The sequence below is a fragment of the Rhodovulum sp. FJ3 genome (genome assembly GCF_032918305.1).
In the GTDB taxonomy this organism is placed as follows: Bacteria; Pseudomonadota; Alphaproteobacteria; order Rhodobacterales; family Rhodobacteraceae; genus SAT37.
Genome location: NZ_JAWJUU010000002.1, coordinates 17536 through 34384, shown reverse-complemented (window position 1 = coordinate 34384; position 16849 = coordinate 17536). Strand labels below are relative to the sequence as shown.

Below are 16849 nucleotides of genomic sequence, written 5' to 3'. Positions count from 1 at the left end.
CGCGCTCAGGCCCGCGTGGCACGCGACGGGCCTGCGCCGAAATACTGTTCCACAATCTCCGCGATGTTTTCCGTGCGCAGGGGTTTGGCCAGCACACGGTCCGCGCCTGCGACCTCAAACCGGCGGGCCTCTTCTCCCACAACGGCCGCAGTGACGCCAATGATCGGCAGGGTCGGGAAATCGGGGCGCAGTTTCGCGATCATCTCATCCCCTGCCATATTGGGCATGAAGAGGTCGGTCAGGATGATATCGGGTGTATGGTCATCGACCATTTTCAAACCCTCTACCCCGTCATTGGCGACGATCACCTTCGAGAAATGCTGACGCAAGACAGCGGCCATGATTTCGCGGATGATCTCGCTGTCCTCCACCACCAAGGCACAGCCGTCGACCACGGTTTTGGCGGGCTCGGCGGCGGCAGGTTTCGGGGGGGTGACATCGTTTGACGGCGTGGGAGTGGCCGCAACCGCCCGCACATCCAGAGCAGGCCGCGCGGGGGCCACGACGCCCTTGGCAAGGCTTTCGGGCAGGGTAAAGGTGAACTGCGCACCGCCACTGGGGCTGTCGCTGTGCCAGACCTTGCCGCCCAGCAGTTCAATCGCGGATTTCACGATATAAAGGCCCAGACCACTGCCATCGACGCGCTTGGTGCCGTTGGACAGACGCCGGAAGGGTTCAAAGATTTTCTCGACATCCTCAGGCGGAATGCCCTGACCGTTGTCGATCACCGACCATTGGCCAACGCGCCCCTTCTCGGTGTACTGGGCCTCATAGGCGATGATGACGTTTTGCGCTGTTGAATGCAGCAGTGCGTTGCGCAACAGGTTGCTGAGGGCGGCGCGCACGCGGTTCACCTCAATCATACAGATGTCATGCGCCCCGTCGCCCAGATCGACCGACAGGCGCACGTTATGATCGCGCGCCATCTGGTCAAAGCTGTTCATGACGCGCTCCATCATATTGGCAGGCGCCATGGGTTGCATCCGCACCGGCAGGTTGCGTTCGGGATAGACCGCCTGACGCATATCGCCCAGCGTCGCCAGCAACTGCTCGGACGCCTCGTTGATCTTGGGGCTGACCTCGGTCCAGTCGGGGTCGAGATCCATCCGTTCGATCAGCATAGCAATGATCGACGCGGGCGTGCGCAATTCGTGCGAGATGATCGAGAACAGCTCTTTCTGGCGTTCCTGTTTCTCGTTCAGCCGATCCAATGCGTCCTGAAGCGCGACCTCTTTGCGCCACTCCGAGGTGATGTCGATCAGGAACCCATAGGCCATCGCCCGCCGCCCCTTGCGCAGTTCATAGGCGATATAGACCTTGATCAACGCCGTACCCTCGACGTCATTGGGATCAGGCGGGGCCGAGCCTCCCCTGCGGAAATGCAGGGTGAATTCGTTCATCTCGGCGCCGACATTGCTGAGGGCCTCTTCGACCTTGTCGCTGTCTTCGGGGCGCAGGCGGCTGCTGACGCGGTGCAAATCGACCACATGCGGAAAATCCAGAATGCGACTGGCCGCATCGTCCAGAACCATGCGCCCGCGTTTCAGGTTCACCGTAAACCGACCGATGTCGGCGAAATCGCGCACGTTCTCCAGACGGGTCACGGTCAGGCGTTGGATATCGGCCTCAAACCGCAGGCGGGTCTTGTTCAACAGGATCGCAAACAGGATAAAGGTCAGGGCCGCCGACATCGCCTCGGACAAGAGGCCGAATTCGGGGTCGTCGGACACCGGATAGATGAACACGCCCGTGGTCAGGGAATAGGCCGCCGCGCCCCCAAACACCACGATGGGCGCAAGGTTGACCGACAAAACCGCCGCCAGAAACGTCAGAAGCAGGGTCATTTCCACGATCGGCGCGATGTAGATCCCCGTGTAGTACATCCAGATCATGGCGCCAAAGACCGGCAGGAACATCAAAGCGCGCAGGAAATGGCGACGGCGCGGGGCCTCAACCGCCAAAATCATCGCCATCGAGGACACAAAGGACGCGCGCAGTCCGCGAAAGAACACCTCGGTCCAGGACATGTCGGAAAACCCGCTTTGGCCCCACCACGGCCCGACGACCACCGGCCCCAGTGCGGACAGGGCCACCATCATGACCATGCACATCGGCACGACCACGGCAAAGTTCACCCCGATCAGGGCCAAATCCGCGCTGATCGGATCGGTACGGCCCATCAAAAACAGATGCAGCCATCGCCCGCCCAGCCCCGCAAACAGACCCACGGCCAGATTGACGGTCAGGTTCAACAGATGCAGCCGCAACAAAACACCCAGATCGGGCGCGTCAGCCGTCTGCATGAACGGAAATAGCAGACTGATCCCGTACAGACCGCAGAACACCACCAGCGGGTACCACACAATCCGCATCGGAAAGACCACGATGCCCAGCACGATCGCGAAGAGAGAGATGTGCGGCGTGCTTTGTAAAAACAGGGTGCTTTGGCCGTGGACGCTGATCGCGGTGGAAAAGGATAACGTCCAGACCAGCATACAGACCGCGTAAAACGCCATATGCACGCCCAGTCGCCCGCGGCTGACCATGCGCAGCCCTATGATCTTGGAGCGCACCTCATCCGCAAACAGCATCCCGTCGGTAATCAATGGTTTCCCCCTGACCCTGCCCCGCCCATGCGGGAGCGTCTTTTCTGCCCTGTAGGTTTAACGACCAAGGCGGCACTTAGGTTACATATTTCACAGCTTTGGCGCGAAAATCTGTGTCGATTCAGCCCAGCCCATCGCAGTGACGCCCCCCGATCCCCGCCAAAGGATCAAACACCCCCGTGCCTAGGTGAAATTTAACAGCCAAGAGACGCTATGCCGCAAGGAAAATCGCCCGAAACCTCCATTGCATACAATTGCACACATTGACTTGCCCCCGCCCGTCCGCTAGGCGATACGCCAAGATACACACACCTGCGCACCTTGCGCTTTTGTGTACGGTCGGCCCCATTTCCCGCGCGCGGGCCGATCGCATTCTGATCGCGGAGATGACGGACATCATAGCTATGACAAAGACACCCGATATCATTTACACCATTGTTGACGAAGCCCCCGAACTGGCCAGCGCCTCGTTGTTGCCGATCATCCGCTCTTTTGCTGCGGCTGCCGATATCGACGTCGCAACGCGCAACATTTCGGTTGCGGCCCGTATCCTGTCGGCCTTCCCCGACTACCTGAACGAAGATCAGCGTATCTCGGACGATCTGGCCGAACTGGGCAATCTGGTGAAAACGCCCGATGCCAACGTCATCAAGCTGCCGAACGTATCGGCCTCGGTGCCCCAGCTGACCGCCGCGATCAAGGAACTGCAATCGCAGGGCTTTGCCGTTCCCGCCTACCCCGCCGATCCCGCAACGGATGAGGAAAAAGACATCCGCGCCCGTTACGACGCGATCAAAGGCTCGGCTGTGAACCCCGTCCTGCGCGAAGGCAACTCGGACCGTCGCGCCGCCAAGGCCGTCAAGGAATACGCCAAGGCCAACCCGCACTCGATGGGCGAATGGACCGCAGACAGCAAGACCACCGTCGCCTCTATGCCCGGCAACGATTTCTTCGCCAACGAAAAATCGGCCACCATCACCGCCGCACAGGCCGGTGGCGCGAAAATCGTCTTTACCGCCGCTGATGGCACCCAGACCGTTCTGAAAGACGGCCTGAACTACGAAGAAGGCACCATCGTCGATGCGACCTTTATGTCGGCCTCGGCGCTGCGCGACTTCATCAAGGCCGAAGTCAACAGCATGGAGCCCGGCGTTCTGTTCTCGGTCCACCTGAAGGCGACCATGATGAAGGTCTCGGACCCGATCATCTTTGGCCACTTTGTGTCGGTCTACCTTGAGGACTTCATCGCCAAGCACGGTGACAAACTGGCCGCTCTGGGCTGGAACCCGAACGGCGGTATCGGCGATCTGGAGAAACTGATCGCGGACGATGCTGACCTGCAGGCCGACCTCAAGGCCGCTCTGGACGCGCGCCCGCCGATGTACATGGTCGACAGCGACAAAGGCATCACGAACCTGCACGTGCCCAGCGACGTGATCATCGACGCCTCGATGCCCGCCGTGATCCGTGCCGGTGGCATCGGCTGGGGTCCGGATGGCAAACCCGCCGACACCAAATGCTGTATCCCCGACAACTGCTATGCGGGCGTCTATGCGGAAACCGTCGACTTCTTCAAAGCCAACGGCAAACTGGACGTCACCACCGCCGGTGCCGTTTCGAACGTTGGTCTGATGGCCCAAAAAGCCGAAGAATACGGCAGCCACCCCACCACGTTTGAAATCCCGTCCGAAGGCACCGTGGAAATCGTTCTGGACAACGGCGGCACCCTGCACAGCCACGCCGTCAGCACCGGTGACATCTGGCGTTCGGCCACGGTCAAAAAGGCCCCGATCGACGACTGGATCAAACTGGGCGTACGTCGGTTCAAGGCCACCGGCACCGCCGCCTTCTGGCTGGACGAGAACCGCGCGCACGATGCCGAACTGATCAAATACGTCACCCCCGCCCTGAAAGAGGCCGGTGTCGACATCCCGATCATGGCACCGCAGGCCGCGACCCGCTTCACGCTGGAGCACATGGTCAAAGGCACCGACGTCGTCACCATCACCGGCAACGTTCTGCGCGACTATCTGACCGACCTGTTCCCGATCCTCGAACTGGGCACCTCGGCCAAGATGCTGTCGATCGTCTCCCTGATGCAGGGCGGCGGTCTGTTTGAAACCGGCGCGGGCGGCTCGGCCCCCAAGCACGTTCAACAGCTGGTCGAAGAAAACCACCTGCGTTGGGACAGCCTTGGCGAATTCTGCGCCCTCGGCGAAAGCTTCAAGTTCCTCGCCGACAAAGGCAACGCCAAGGCCGCTGTCTTTGGTGCCGCGATTGAGGACGCCACCCAGAAGGTTCTGGAAAACGGCAACAGCCCCGAGCGTAAGGTCGGCCAGAACGACAACCGCACCAGCCACTATTTCTTTGCCCGCTACTGGGCCGAGGCATTGGCCGCACAAACCGACGACGCCGATCTGGCCGCGCACTTTGCCCCCATCGCCAAGCAACTGGTCGAGGGCGAAGAGGCGATCCTGTCCGAGATCAAAGCGGTCGAAGGTCAGCCCGTTGATCTGGGCGGCTACTACAACACCGATCCGGTGAAAACCGCCGCCGCGATGCGCCCCTCGGCCACGCTGAACGCGATCATCGGCTAATCCGGTTCTGGATCACAAATGGCGAAGGGCGGCCCATCGGGTCGCCCTTTTTCTTTGCCTGTCGCGCGGCCCCTAGGCCGGCATGCCGATGGCCGCGCGCCCCTCATCGACCTTGAGGGAAAAATCGGTGCCCAGCCATTGATCGGCATCCGCCGTGGTCAGAAAGGCAATCGCGCGGGCCACCCAATCGGGGGTAATGTGGTTTTCCCACGGAATCTGGCTGACCGGATTAATGCCCGAGGCGCGGATCTGTTCCTGCATCTCGGTCGCGACCGTGCCGGGGCTTAGACCAAAGACGCGCACGCCCATGCCGTGGGCCTCTTTATGGGCGACGCCGGTCAGACGCTGAACGGCGGCCTTGGAGGCGCAATAATGCGACCACCCCTCAAGAAACGAATTCGCCGCGCCGGACGAGATATTGACGATGGTGCCCCCGCCCTCTTGGGCCGCCATGACCGGCATGGCGTGGCGCAACCCGTAATAGACCCCTTTGACGTTCACATCGATGATCCCCGACCAGGCCTCGGGATCGCTGTCCATAATCCGTGCGATCGGATCAATCAGCCCTGCGTTGTTCACCAACAGATCCAACCGTCCCGTCGCAGACACCGCCCCGTGGATCAGCGCCGCCACCGCGTCATTGTCCGCGACGTCGGTCGCGACCGCCGTGGCCATGCCGCCGGTGTCGGTGATCTCATCCGCAAGGCGCGTGATCGCAGGGGCAGAGCGCGCGGCCAACACAACATGGGCACCAAGATTGGCCAAATGGCGCGCCGTCGCTGCGCCAATCCCGCGCGAGGCACCGGTGACAATCGCGGTTTTGCCCGTCAAATCGGGGGTCGTGGTCATGAATGATACTCCTTTGGATCAACAGTAAGGACCGGCGAAAACAGGTCATCCGTCACAAGGGCGCGCACCGCCACGCTTGACCCCACAAGCCCAAGCGCGATCATGGCCGTCAACGCGACCGCCATGATCCACTGTGCCGGATGACCGGTTTCGCAGGCGGGCTTAGCCCTCATTCGGGCCTTTGAAACCATCGACGTAACCCCAGTTACAGGGCACGTTCGTCTGCGCCTTATCCGCAGGCAGGGACGCGCAATCCACCAGATCGAAATGGATGTCGAGGTCAATCTCGGTTCCCGTGGGCGAACCGGGGAAGGCGATAAAATCCATACCGAAATCCGTGCGGGTGATGGTGCCGGTGGCCTCAAAGCTGGCCGTGCGGATCTCGTCATAGTTCGGGATGAAATCCGGATAGAGGCGATCCGCCACCTGCGTAAAGTCCAACTCGACCGGAGCACTGACGCCCAGCATGGTCAGGGTGCCCGCCATGGTGCCCTCGGTTTCGGACGTCATATGGATATCGCCCGAGGTAAAGGTGACCGTCGGAAAGGCCGGCACGTTCATATAATCGGCGTTGCGGATGTGGTTGTCCCGCCCGACGTGGTTTGAATTCACCGAAGCCGCCTCAACCGTCACGGTGATTTTCGAGTTCTCGGGATGCGCCTCATCAATCAGGAACTCGCCCTGAAAATCGTCAAACCGTCCAACGGTGCGCGACAGGTCCATATGGTCGATTTCCCAACCCAGATGCGCGTGACCAAGGTCAAGCGTCCATTCATGCGGCTCGGCCAAGGCGGGCGCAGCCATGGCAGTCAGGGTCAAGGCGGTCAGTGTGGTGATGCGTGTCAACATGGTCTCTCTCCTGTTTGGGCCAAATCACTTGGTTGACGCCTTTATGACCCCTGCGCATACTGCGAGAAATCGACCTATACGACATACTCTCATGCACATCTCGCACGAATAGGACTGCTATGGACCTGTCCCTGCTTCAGACTTTTGCCGATGTGGCCCGCCTCGGGTCCTTTGCCGCCGTCGCCCGCGATGAAGGCGTCGATCCATCCTCCGTGTCGCGCCGTGTGGCCGCGCTGGAACAGGCGCTTGGCCTGACCTTGTTTGAGCGCACAACCCGCCGCCTGTCCCTGACCGAGGCGGGGCGCATCTATCTGGACCGGACCAGCGCGATCATGGACGGGTTGGCCGAGGCCGCCGACGTGGCCCGCGACGCCATCCGCGAACCCTCGGGCCTGTTGCGGGTGACGACCTCGGTCGCGTTTGGCGAACGCTGGCTGACCCCGCGCCTGAGGGCGTTTCGCGCGGCCTATCCACGGGTCCAGATCGAATTGATCCTCAGCGACGGGCGCATCGACATCGCCGCCGAAGGGATCGACGTGGCCCTGCGTCTTGGCCCCGCGGTTGAGGGCGCCTTTGTCGTGTCCAAGCTGTTTGACGTGCATTACCGCGCGGTCGCGGCGCCCGAATATCTGGCGCGCGCGGGGCGGCCTACCGATCCACAGGAGTTGACCAATCACGACGGGGTGCATTTCGCCCTGCCCCGTTTCGGCGGCGCGTGGCAGTTTCGCGCGGATCGCAACAGCCCGCCCATCGCCGTCACCCCGCGCCCCGCGCTTGCGATCTCAAGCGCACTGGCCGTGCGCCGCGCCGCGCTTGAAGGGATGGGCGTGGCCCTCTTGGCCGATTGGACCATTGCCGAGGATCTACAAGCGGGCCGCCTGATCGACCTTTTCCCCGGCGTAGAGGGCAGCGCGACCGATTTCGACACGGCCGTCTGGACCGTCTACCCCAGCCGCGCGCACCTGCCCGCTCGCGTCCGCGCCTTTGTCGACCACGTCAAAACCAGCGCACGGGGTGAGTAAGGGAAAGGACGTCTTGCGGCCCACGCCTCGGCAAAACGACGAGAACGCGCCCCTTACAGTCGTACATTAATCCGCACACCCGTTCACAGACCCGAGAGTAAAGCGCTCGTGATTGGTGGTTTTGATTGTGCGACATCTAATTGATGCGCGCAAAAGTTGCGCTGCCAATTAGGAAAAAAGAATGCGTTTTACACTGCCCCTTATTCTGATCACCACGGTTTTGACGGCCTGCAGCGGCTCCCATCTCACCGCCGAACAACAGGCCCAACGCAAGGTCAATATCGCCCAGAACGAAGCGGCTTGGGCCAAAGCGCAAACTGTAAACGTTGGTGGAAAGCTATTCAGCGTCGCAATTGTCACCGAACGCAACTCCGCACTGATCCGGCCTGTCGGCGATACGCCGTCCTACACTGTGGCAGATGTCGAGGCCGCGTCGCGCGCGGTCAGCCACTGCGATGGCACAATGGATGCTGGCGTCCTTGCGTTCTTGTCAGGCGACATCCGGACCGCCAACTTGGTCGACCTCCACGACAAGTTTTCTGGCGACTTCAATTGGCTCGTGCGACTGGAGTGCTAAGTGTCTGCTTTAACGCTCCTAAAGGCGCTTGCGGTCGTGTTGCCCCTTGCCGGATGCATCAGCACGCCACAGCCCGCCGACCCCACGTCGGCGATCGCCGAGGTCAATTCCCGAACCAACCATTTCCCGTCTTATCCACAGGCGGGAGTAACCTATCTTTCCTTTGATTTGGCCCACGGGTTTCAGATCAATTACATCGGAAATTCCGGCAACGCGTGGCTTTGGTATCCGGGAAATCAGGTCGCTTTGAGTGAGGAATACAAAAAAGACAGGATACGGGAACAGAACGCGATTTGTTGGCGCTCGACCGAAATCAGTTTCAATTCGGTCACCGGCACCAGAGGCGATCAATACGCCTGTGAAAGCCTAGACTTCGCCCAGCGCACAACAATCTCGTCACTTTCGGGCGACGTGTTCAACCTTCAATCAGGAAATGTCCCCTACACCTTGGACAGATGTTTGGCGCCGACTGAATTCCAATTCGACAGGCAGCGATATTCCTGCTGATCATTGCCTCAACCATTTTCATGGTTGAGGCGTTTCATTTCCACGATCAATACGGCAGGCCGGTATAGTTCAGGGCCATGGTGGCCTGTGCGCTGTTGAGGGTGGCGAGTTGTTGTAGTTCGCTTTCCTGCATGCGCTGATCGAACTCGTTTTGCTCGGGGAAGCGGTGGAGCAGCGACGTCATCCACCAGCTAAACCGCATCGCACCCCAGATACGGGCCAGTGCTTTTTCCGAATACTGCTCTAGCCCCGATTGATCCCCGTCCAGATAGGCTGCGCGCAGGCCCTCATACAGGTAATTCACATCCGACGCCGCAAGGTTCAGACCCTTGGCCCCCGTCGGCGGCACGATATGCGCGGCGTCACCCACAAGGAACAAATGGCCCCAGCGCATCGGCTCGGTCACAAAGCTGCGCAAGGGGGCGATGGATTTCTCGATCGACGGGCCGGTCTGCATCGTCTCGGCCACCTCGGCGGGCAGACGGCGGCGCAGCTCATCCCAGAACGCCTCATCCGACCAATCCTCGACACGGTCCGTCAGGGGCACCTGAATGTAATAGCGCGACAGGGTCTTGCTGCGCATAGAGGCCAGCGCGAACCCGCGCGGATGGTTGGCATAGATCAGTTCATCCGCCGCCGGAGCCGTATGCGATAGAACGCCCAGCCAGCCGAACGGATAGACCCGTTCATATTCGCGGCGCACGTCGACGGGGATGGATTGGCGGCTGACCCCGTGGAACCCGTCACACCCCGCGACGTAATCGCAGTCCAGACGCTGTTCCACGCCATCGACGGTGTAGGTCACATAGGGCGCGTCAGATTTCAGATCGTGCAGAACCACGTCCGACACCCCGTGGATGATCGTCGCGCCGATAGCATCCTGCGCCTCATACAGGTCCTGCGTGACCTCGGTCTGGCCATAGACCATGACCTGCCGCCCGATGGCGACGTTGAAATCGACGCGGAACATGCCTTCGACCGTGGACAGGTAACAGCCCTCATGCGGGATGCCCTCGCGGTCCATCCGGTCGCCACAGCCCGCCTTGCGCAGCAGATCGACACAGCCCTGTTCCAACACACCGGCGCGAATCCGGCCCAGAACGTACTCACGCGTTTGGCGTTCCAGAACGACGGTTTTGATCCCCGCCTTGTTCAAAAGTTGCGATAGCAAAAGCCCAGAGGGGCCGCCCCCGATGATGGCAACCTGCGTTTTCATAGATATCTCCATATTCCCTGACCGCGAATATAGAACATCCATGCAGCGGATTAATGGACGGTGGGCGCAATCGCTGGTACATTTGGAACATGCGCACCCTATCTGACCGGCATATTCCGAACTTCGACCTCTATGGAGAGGCCAGCCCCTTTCCAGATGTTCTGCACGTGGAACGGATCGTGGACCGCGCGGCGGCGCATGACTGGTCTATTGCCGTGCATCGCCACCCGAACCTGCATCAGTTGTTCCTGATTGAAACGGGCGGCGGGCATGTGCAACTGGACGGGGATCGCCACGCCTTGCACCCGCGTCAGGTGGTTAGCGTCCCGCCCATGACCGTGCACGGGTTCCAGTTCGACCAAGGCACGCGGGGCTGGGTTCTGACCCTGCCGGTGGCGGAATTTGCGGATGTGCTGACGGGCGACGGGCCGCTGGCCACGCCCTTGTCGCGCTGGGGGCATGTGGATTTGACCGAGGCGATACAGACCCATGTGGCGCGTCTGGCGGGCGAACACGCGGCGCAGGATGCGTTTCGCATTCCGGCCCTGCGCGCACAGGCGATTGATCTGCTGTGTCAGGTGGCGCGCGCCCTGCCCGCGCCCGAGGATACGGCGGCCCCCACCCGACCCGACATCATGGCGCGGTTTGACGATCTGCTGCGCGCGGGTCTGCGTGATCGGCGCACGGTGGCCGAATACGCCGCCGATCTGGCCATCACGCCGACGCATCTGAACCGCGTGATCCGCGCGGCAACCGGCCTGTCCGCCGCGCGCTATGTCGAGGTGCAGATGATCCAAGAGGCGCGCCGCCAATTGGCCTATACCCGCCTGTCCGTGGCCGAAATCGGCTATCGCATGGGGTTTGAGGACCCCGCCTATTTCTCGCGCGTGTTCCGCCGTCACACCGGCGAACGGCCCACGGAATACCGCCAGCGACTGCGCCATTAGGGGCAAAACCCGCGCAGGAACCGCCCATTTGCCGCGCGTTTCGCCCAAATTTCGGGCAGCAATACGCAAAACACCCCATATCCCCCCGCAACCCCGACCCCGCGCCCCTTGCCCGTGCGGGGCGGAATCGGCTGTCCTGAACGGGCAGAGCGTTTAGGGTTCCGCCGCCGCCCGATGGGCAAAGGGTCTGGTCCGAGAAGCGCTACCCCAGTGGCAAATTCCGCGGGGGCACACGGCGGGCCAAAATCCCGGGAGACTACTGCGCTGGTTTTGACCGCGCCACATCTCTTTGTTCCGCCTGCGGCCAATCCACAATCAATTGGCGGAACGCACAGTGGGGAAGACTATGATCAAAAAGACCTTATTGTCCGCAACGGCCTTGTCGATTGGGGTGCTGGCCTCGGGTGCGCTGCCCGCGATGGCGCAAGAGAAAACCGATTTCAAACTGGCGTGGTCGATCTATGTGGGCTGGATGCCTTGGGGATACCTTGAGGACAGCGGCATCATGGACAAATGGGCCGACAAATACGGCATCACCGTCGATATCGTTCAGATCAACGACTATGTGGAATCCATCAACCAATACACGGCCGGTGAATTCGACGGCGTCTCGGCCACCAACATGGACACCCTGTCGATCCCGTCGGGCGGCGGCGTGGACACCACGGCCCTGATCATCGGGGATTATTCCAACGGCAATGACGCGGTCATCCTCAAGGGTGAGGGCACGCTGGCCGATCTGGCGGGCAAGCCTGTGAACCTCGTGGAACTGTCGGTGTCGCATTACCTGCTGGCACGCGGTCTGGATACCGTTGGCCTGTCCGAGGCCGATCTTGATGGCGTCATCAACACCTCGGACGCGGATATGATCGCGGCCTATGCCACCAATGACGTCGAGGCGGTTGTGACGTGGAACCCGCTGGTGTCGGAGATCATGGGATCGAATCCCGATGCCACCAATGTATTTGATAGCTCACAAATCCCTGGCGAAATTCTGGACCTGATGGTGGTGAACACCGAGACCCTGGCCGCGAACCCCGATTTCGGCAAGGCCGTTGTGGGCGCATGGTATGAGGTCATGTCGTTGATGGCCGCAGGCGATCCTGAGGCCCTGACGGCTATGGCGACCGCATCGGGCACCGATCTGGCGGGCTATCAGGCCCAGCTTGGCGCGACCGAGATGTTCTTTGACCCCGCCGCCGCCGTAGCCCAAGCGACCTCGCCCGACCTCCCGACCACCATGGTCAGCGTGGCCGAGTTCCTGTTTGACAAGGGCATCCTTGGCGAAGGCGCGCCCAGCGCGGATTACGTCGGTGTGGCCTATCCTGACGGGTCGACCACCGGCGACGCGGGCAACGTCAAGTTCCGCTATGACGCCACCTATATGCAGATGGCCGCCGACGGCGCGCTGTAATCCCGCATGACGGATCGGGCCGCCATTCGGTGGCCCGACATCCCCACCCTGCACCTGTGATCCCATGCGTCTGATCAACAAAACCCCAGCCCGTGCGGGCGCCGTGTTTCTGGCCGCGCTGCCGTTTATCGTGATTGCGATTGCCTATGCGATCGGATCCGATATCCGCCTGTCCGCGAACCCGCAGGACAAGCTGTTGCCAGCGCCCGGCACGATCTGGGACACGGCGGTGCGCCTGTTCACTGAACCCGACAAACGCACGCGCGACATCCTGTTGTGGAAAGACACATGGGCCAGCCTGATCCGCCTTGGGGTCGGTGTCGCGGTCTCGGCGGTGATCTCCCTGACGCTGGGGATGGTGATCGGATTGCTGCCCTATGCGCGGGCGGGTCTGTCGGGGTTTGTGGCCGTGTTGTCGATGGTGCCGCCCCTTGCCCTGTTGCCGATCCTGTTCATCGTGTTCGGCCTTGGGGAATTGTCCAAGATCGTTCTGATCGTCATCGGCATTACCCCGTTCATGACCCGCGATCTAGCCCAGCGCGTGCTGGACATCCCGCGCGAACAGATCGTCAAGGCCCAGACGTTGGGCGCATCCAGCGGCGTGATCGCCCTGCGCGTGGCACTGCCGCAAATCCTGCCGCGTCTGATTTCGAATATCCGCCTGTCGCTGGGCTCGGCGTGGCTGTTCCTGATCGCGGCCGAGGCGGTGGCGTCCAACGTCGGCCTTGGCTACCGCATCTTTCTGGTGCGCCGCTATTTGGCGATGGATGTGATCCTGACCTATGTGATGTGGATCACCCTCTTGGCCTTTGTCATCGACTGGGCCCTGCGCCGCCTGTCGCGCCGCGCCTTTCCGTGGATGGAGGCAGGGCTATGACCGGTTTTCGTTTCCCCATAGGACAGCGCCAGACCCGTGAGGTGTCGCGATGAGCTTTGTTCAAGTACGCGATCTTTGGCAGGCCTACGGCGACCGATCCATCCTAGAGCGCGTCAATGTCGACGTGGCCGAGGGCGAGTTCATCTCGATCGTTGGCGCGTCCGGCTGTGGCAAATCCACGTTCCTGCGGATGCTCTTGGCCGAGGAACGCCCGACCCGTGGCAGCATCCGCATCGACGGCGGCGAACCGGCCCTCGAACCCAACCGCGAACGCGGCGTGGTGTTTCAGAAATACTCGGTCTTTCCGCATCTTACTGTGCGCGACAACCTGATCGCGGGGCAATCGTTCTCCACCCGCTGGGGCGCGCTGTTTGGCGGGGCCAAGGCGGCGGCGCGCGCAAACGCCGACGATATGCTGGCCAAGATCGGCCTGAACCACGTGGCCGATCAATACCCCGCCTCCCTATCGGGCGGGATGCAGCAACGTCTGGCCATCGCCCAAGCCCTGATCGCGAAACCGCGTGTTCTGCTGCTGGACGAACCGTTTGGCGCGCTGGATCCGGGCACGCGGGTACAGATGCACGAATTCCTACAGGCCCTGCGCGATGAGACCGGCATGACCGTGTTCATGGTGACCCACGACCTTGAAGAGGGGTTCAAGCTGGGCGACCGCGTTCTGGTTTTTGACAAGCCGCGCTGGGACCCCCACGACCCCGGCGCCTACGGGGCTACGATCACCTACGACTTTGACGCCCGAGATGGCGGCATTCCGTTTCAACACCTCAACCCACCTACGACAAAGGACATTACCGATGCTCTCTAATCCGATGGATCGGACACGTTCCCACCACCCGCGCGACCATGCTGACGCTCTGGCCGCCCGCGCGAACCGCGCCCACCACCCCGACTTGACCAAGCTGGGCGGATGGAAGGCAATGCAGGCCGAAAAGGACCTGCCCGAAGGCCGCTGGGATGAGGAACGCCGCTGGGCGCTGCGCATGGGTCTGACCGGCGCGGACACCATTGAGGACAAGTCGATCCCGACCTTTGCGCGCGGGGAACTGCCCCATTACGCGGGCATCAACACCTTCCTCAAGGCCCCCTATGCCGAGGACGTTCTAGAGGTCGCCAATTACGACGCCACCGTTCTGGGCATTCCGTTTGACGGGGGCACCACCTATCGCCCCGGTACGCGGTTCGGCCCCCAAGGCGTGCGCAAGATCAGCGCCCTTTACACCCCCTACAACTATGAAATCGGCGTCGATCTGCGCGAACAGATGACCATGTGCGACGCCGGCGACGTGTTCACCATCCCCGCCAATATCGAGAAGAGTTTCGACCAGATCAGCCGCGCCGTCAGCCACGTGTTCAGCTCGGGTTCCCTGCCGATCATGATCGGCGGCGACCATTCCATCGGCTTCCCCTGTGTGCGCGGCATCGCCGAATGCACGTCCAAGAAAATCGGCATCGTCCATTTCGACCGCCACGCCGATATTCAGGAAAAGGATCTGGACGAACGGATGCACACCACCCCGTGGTTCCATTCGACGAACCTGCCCAATGTGCCCGCCAAGAACCTTGTTCAGGTCGGCATCGGCGGCTGGCAGGTCCCGCGCGAGGCGGTCAAGGTCGCGCGCGAACGCGAAACCAACATCATCACCATGGCCGATATGGAGCGTATGGGCGTCGACAAGACCGCCGAAATGGCGCTGGAGATGGCATGGGATGGCGTGGACATGGTCTATATGTCCTTTGACATCGACAGTATCGACTGTGGCTTTGTGCCCGGCACCGGCTGGCCCGAACCGGGTGGGTTCCTGCCGCGTGAGGCGCTGGCGCTGGCGTCCAAGGTCGCGGCCGAAGGGATCTGCGGCATGGAACTGGTCGAGGTCTCGCCACCCTATGACACCTCCGACATCACCGCCCTGATGGGGACGCGGGTGATCGTGGACGTTCTGGGCGCAATGGTCAGCAACGGCACGCTGGGCAAGCATAAACGCCATATCGACAAGCCGGTCTCGGTCCCGCACGGGGAATTCGAGGGCAAACGCTGGTCCAACCCGAAACCGCATTTCTGAGGTCGCCATGCCCCATGATCACGGCCCCGACGGGCATCATCATCACCATCACGACCACCACCACCCGCATGATCACAACCATCCCCATGATGGCGATCACCTGCACAGCCATATGCATCACCACGACGATGCGGCGGATTTGCAGGTTCTGGCGACCCAGTTCATTGACGGGTTCCTGAATGCCAAGGACAAGCCCAGCTATCTAAAACTGGCCGGTGTTCCGTTTGAACGGCCCGGCACAGGGGGCGATAAGGTCTTGAAACTGGTGGATATTGAGTTGAAAACCGAATGGCAGGTCGGCACCGCCGCGCCGAGCTTTGGCTCGCGTGAGCTAAGCTATCTGCCCTACCCCGCCCAGATGGTGACCGAGCGTACCAATATGGGTCTGATTTACGTGTCCATGGACGAAAAACAGGTCATGGACATTCGCGACTTTCTGCGCGCGCGCAAACAGGAGATTGAGGCATGACAAAACTGGCAACCACAATGGCGGCCCTGATTGGAACCACCGGTGCGGCATTGGCCCATGGGGGGGCACATCTGCACCCGCACGGGTCGGACACCGCATGGGGTCTGGTTCTGGGTGTGACCGCGCTGGCCCTTGCCGGTGCGATGATTATGGTCGCGCGCAACCGTGGCTAAGACATTGGGGCGCCTGCGAAATCGGGCGCCCTACCCGCCGTTTGGCACGGTGATATCGGCAGGGGCCGAACGATCCAGAACCGTGCGCATATTGATCAGGTCATTGCCCGCCACCTTGGTGCGCGCCTGATCCTCGGACATCCCCAAATCCCGCCAGCGCGCCATCAAACGATGCTCTAGCACCTCCTCGGGCACGTCCAGAAACAGGCTGATGTCCCAGCGATCTTTGATCCCCGCCCAATCGCCGTCCTGTAACAACAGATAGTTGCCCTCGACCACCACCGTGTCGATATCCGCGCCGATTTCCTCGGCCCCTGCGATGGCGATTTCGCGGCTGCGGTCGAATACGGGGATATAGACCGTATCGCCCCGCGCCACGCGGTCGATCATCGCGCGAAACCCGCCCACGTCATAGGTATGCGGCGCGCCCTTGCGCGGCAGGTCCCCGCGCGGCCCAAGGATACGGTCATCAAGGTGATAGCCATCCATCGGGATCACAGCCGCCCGCGCGCCAGCCTTGGCCAGACCCGCCATCAACGGGGCCGAAATCGTCGATTTCCCCGCGCCGGGTGCACCGACCACGGCGATCATCTTGCGCGCCTCGCGCGCAGGCGTCTCCAGCACCCGCGCAATCACGGTGTTCAAATCCATAACCGCCCCTCCCTTGC

The 16849-nt window shown here is 61.6% G+C and carries 17 protein-coding genes; 11 read left to right on the top strand and 6 right to left on the bottom strand.

Features of this window, described 5'->3' with window-relative positions; genetic code table 11:
- Nucleotides 1–5 precede the first annotated feature (5 nt).
- Nucleotides 6–2606, bottom strand: coding sequence for a hybrid sensor histidine kinase/response regulator (locus R1W00_RS05105; RefSeq protein ID WP_317261648.1), 2601 nt, complete (start codon nucleotides 2604–2606; stop codon nucleotides 6–8).
- A gap of 398 nt (nucleotides 2607–3004) precedes the next feature.
- On the opposite strand from R1W00_RS05105, the gene R1W00_RS05100 reads away from it, so the two are divergent.
- Nucleotides 3005–5203 (top strand): NADP-dependent isocitrate dehydrogenase, encoded by a 2199-nt coding sequence (locus R1W00_RS05100; RefSeq protein ID WP_410901536.1) that lies wholly within the window; start codon nucleotides 3005–3007, stop codon nucleotides 5201–5203.
- Nucleotides 5204–5275: 72 nt separating this feature from the next.
- Here R1W00_RS05100 and R1W00_RS05095 read toward each other — a convergent pair whose 3' ends face one another.
- From R1W00_RS05095 to R1W00_RS05085, 3 genes are read right to left on the bottom strand one after another with little or no spacing between them, the layout of a single operon-like run.
- The gene (locus tag R1W00_RS05095) at nucleotides 5276–6052 is read right to left on the bottom strand and encodes an SDR family oxidoreductase (RefSeq protein WP_317261646.1); all 777 of its coding nucleotides are present in this window, start codon (nucleotides 6050–6052) and stop codon (nucleotides 5276–5278) included.
- Nucleotides 6049–6225 carry a hypothetical protein gene (locus tag R1W00_RS05090; protein ID WP_317261645.1) on the bottom strand — a complete coding sequence of 59 codons (177 nt, stop codon included), beginning with the start codon at nucleotides 6223–6225 and terminating at the stop codon, nucleotides 6049–6051. Before R1W00_RS05090 ends, R1W00_RS05095 begins: the two co-directional genes overlap by 4 nt.
- Entirely contained in the window at nucleotides 6215–6901 is a 687-nt protein-coding gene (locus tag R1W00_RS05085; protein WP_317261644.1) for a YceI family protein, read from the bottom strand. The genes R1W00_RS05090 and R1W00_RS05085 overlap by 11 nt, the downstream gene beginning before the upstream one ends.
- 119 nt (nucleotides 6902–7020) lie before the next feature.
- On the opposite strand from R1W00_RS05085, the gene R1W00_RS05080 reads away from it, so the two are divergent.
- From R1W00_RS05080 to R1W00_RS05070, 3 genes are all read left to right on the top strand, one after another.
- Nucleotides 7021–7923: a LysR family transcriptional regulator gene (locus R1W00_RS05080; protein WP_317261643.1), complete on the top strand. Its 903-nt coding sequence runs from the start codon at nucleotides 7021–7023 to the stop codon at nucleotides 7921–7923.
- A 181-nt stretch (nucleotides 7924–8104) separates the two neighbouring features.
- The gene (locus R1W00_RS05075; RefSeq protein ID WP_317261642.1) at nucleotides 8105–8500 is read left to right on the top strand and encodes a hypothetical protein; all 396 of its coding nucleotides are present in this window, start codon (nucleotides 8105–8107) and stop codon (nucleotides 8498–8500) included.
- Entirely contained in the window at nucleotides 8501–9007 is a 507-nt protein-coding gene (locus R1W00_RS05070; RefSeq protein WP_317261641.1) for a hypothetical protein, read from the top strand.
- 46 nt (nucleotides 9008–9053) lie between these two features.
- On the opposite strand, the gene pobA is transcribed toward R1W00_RS05070, so the two are convergent.
- The gene (gene pobA / locus R1W00_RS05065) at nucleotides 9054–10223 is read right to left on the bottom strand and encodes a 4-hydroxybenzoate 3-monooxygenase (RefSeq protein WP_317261640.1); all 1170 of its coding nucleotides are present in this window, start codon (nucleotides 10221–10223) and stop codon (nucleotides 9054–9056) included.
- A gap of 89 nt (nucleotides 10224–10312) precedes the next feature.
- Between pobA and R1W00_RS05060 the strand changes: the two genes are divergently transcribed.
- The 7 genes from R1W00_RS05060 (at nucleotide 10313) to R1W00_RS05030 (ending at nucleotide 16181) form a co-directional block, all read left to right on the top strand.
- Nucleotides 10313–11170: a helix-turn-helix domain-containing protein gene (locus tag R1W00_RS05060; RefSeq protein WP_317261639.1), complete on the top strand. Its 858-nt coding sequence runs from the start codon at nucleotides 10313–10315 to the stop codon at nucleotides 11168–11170.
- A 346-nt stretch (nucleotides 11171–11516) separates the two neighbouring features.
- Entirely contained in the window at nucleotides 11517–12584 is a 1068-nt protein-coding gene (locus R1W00_RS05055; protein ID WP_317261638.1) for a putative urea ABC transporter substrate-binding protein, read from the top strand.
- A gap of 64 nt (nucleotides 12585–12648) precedes the next feature.
- Nucleotides 12649–13461 carry an ABC transporter permease gene (locus R1W00_RS05050; protein ID WP_317261637.1) on the top strand — a complete coding sequence of 271 codons (813 nt, stop codon included), beginning with the start codon at nucleotides 12649–12651 and terminating at the stop codon, nucleotides 13459–13461.
- A 49-nt stretch (nucleotides 13462–13510) separates the two neighbouring features.
- On the top strand, nucleotides 13511–14284 hold the full coding sequence (locus tag R1W00_RS05045; RefSeq protein ID WP_317261636.1) for an ATP-binding cassette domain-containing protein: 774 nt from the start codon (nucleotides 13511–13513) through the stop codon (nucleotides 14282–14284).
- Nucleotides 14274–15539, top strand: coding sequence for an agmatinase family protein (locus R1W00_RS05040; protein WP_317261635.1), 1266 nt, complete (start codon nucleotides 14274–14276; stop codon nucleotides 15537–15539). Before R1W00_RS05045 ends, R1W00_RS05040 begins: the two co-directional genes overlap by 11 nt.
- Nucleotides 15540–15546: 7 nt before the next feature.
- The gene (locus R1W00_RS05035) at nucleotides 15547–16008 is read left to right on the top strand and encodes a hypothetical protein (RefSeq protein ID WP_317261634.1); all 462 of its coding nucleotides are present in this window, start codon (nucleotides 15547–15549) and stop codon (nucleotides 16006–16008) included.
- Nucleotides 16005–16181: a hypothetical protein gene (locus R1W00_RS05030; protein WP_317261633.1), complete on the top strand. Its 177-nt coding sequence runs from the start codon at nucleotides 16005–16007 to the stop codon at nucleotides 16179–16181. The genes R1W00_RS05035 and R1W00_RS05030 overlap by 4 nt, the downstream gene beginning before the upstream one ends.
- Nucleotides 16182–16211: 30 nt before the next feature.
- Here R1W00_RS05030 and R1W00_RS05025 read toward each other — a convergent pair whose 3' ends face one another.
- Nucleotides 16212–16832 carry a nucleoside/nucleotide kinase family protein gene (locus tag R1W00_RS05025; RefSeq protein ID WP_317261632.1) on the bottom strand — a complete coding sequence of 207 codons (621 nt, stop codon included), beginning with the start codon at nucleotides 16830–16832 and terminating at the stop codon, nucleotides 16212–16214.
- Nucleotides 16833–16849 lie beyond the last annotated feature (17 nt).

Bases quoted from the DNA above. Each gene is read 5' to 3' on its own strand.
- R1W00_RS05095 (WP_317261646.1), bottom strand. From the start codon at position 6,052: ATGACCACGACCCCCGATTTGACGGGCAAAACCGCGATTGTCACCGGT.
- R1W00_RS05090 (WP_317261645.1), bottom strand. From the start codon at position 6,225: ATGAGGGCTAAGCCCGCCTGCGAAACCGGTCATCCGGCACAGTGGATC.
- R1W00_RS05085 (WP_317261644.1), bottom strand. From the start codon at position 6,901: ATGTTGACACGCATCACCACACTGACCGCCTTGACCCTGACTGCCATG.
- R1W00_RS05080 (WP_317261643.1), top strand. From the start codon at position 7,021: ATGGACCTGTCCCTGCTTCAGACTTTTGCCGATGTGGCCCGCCTCGGG.
- R1W00_RS05075 (WP_317261642.1), top strand. From the start codon at position 8,105: ATGCGTTTTACACTGCCCCTTATTCTGATCACCACGGTTTTGACGGCC.
- pobA (WP_317261640.1), bottom strand. From the start codon at position 10,223: ATGAAAACGCAGGTTGCCATCATCGGGGGCGGCCCCTCTGGGCTTTTG.
- R1W00_RS05060 (WP_317261639.1), top strand. From the start codon at position 10,313: ATGCGCACCCTATCTGACCGGCATATTCCGAACTTCGACCTCTATGGA.
- R1W00_RS05055 (WP_317261638.1), top strand. From the start codon at position 11,517: ATGATCAAAAAGACCTTATTGTCCGCAACGGCCTTGTCGATTGGGGTG.
- R1W00_RS05050 (WP_317261637.1), top strand. From the start codon at position 12,649: ATGCGTCTGATCAACAAAACCCCAGCCCGTGCGGGCGCCGTGTTTCTG.
- R1W00_RS05045 (WP_317261636.1), top strand. From the start codon at position 13,511: ATGAGCTTTGTTCAAGTACGCGATCTTTGGCAGGCCTACGGCGACCGA.
- R1W00_RS05040 (WP_317261635.1), top strand. From the start codon at position 14,274: ATGCTCTCTAATCCGATGGATCGGACACGTTCCCACCACCCGCGCGAC.
- R1W00_RS05035 (WP_317261634.1), top strand. From the start codon at position 15,547: ATGCCCCATGATCACGGCCCCGACGGGCATCATCATCACCATCACGAC.
- R1W00_RS05030 (WP_317261633.1), top strand. From the start codon at position 16,005: ATGACAAAACTGGCAACCACAATGGCGGCCCTGATTGGAACCACCGGT.
- R1W00_RS05025 (WP_317261632.1), bottom strand. From the start codon at position 16,832: ATGGATTTGAACACCGTGATTGCGCGGGTGCTGGAGACGCCTGCGCGC.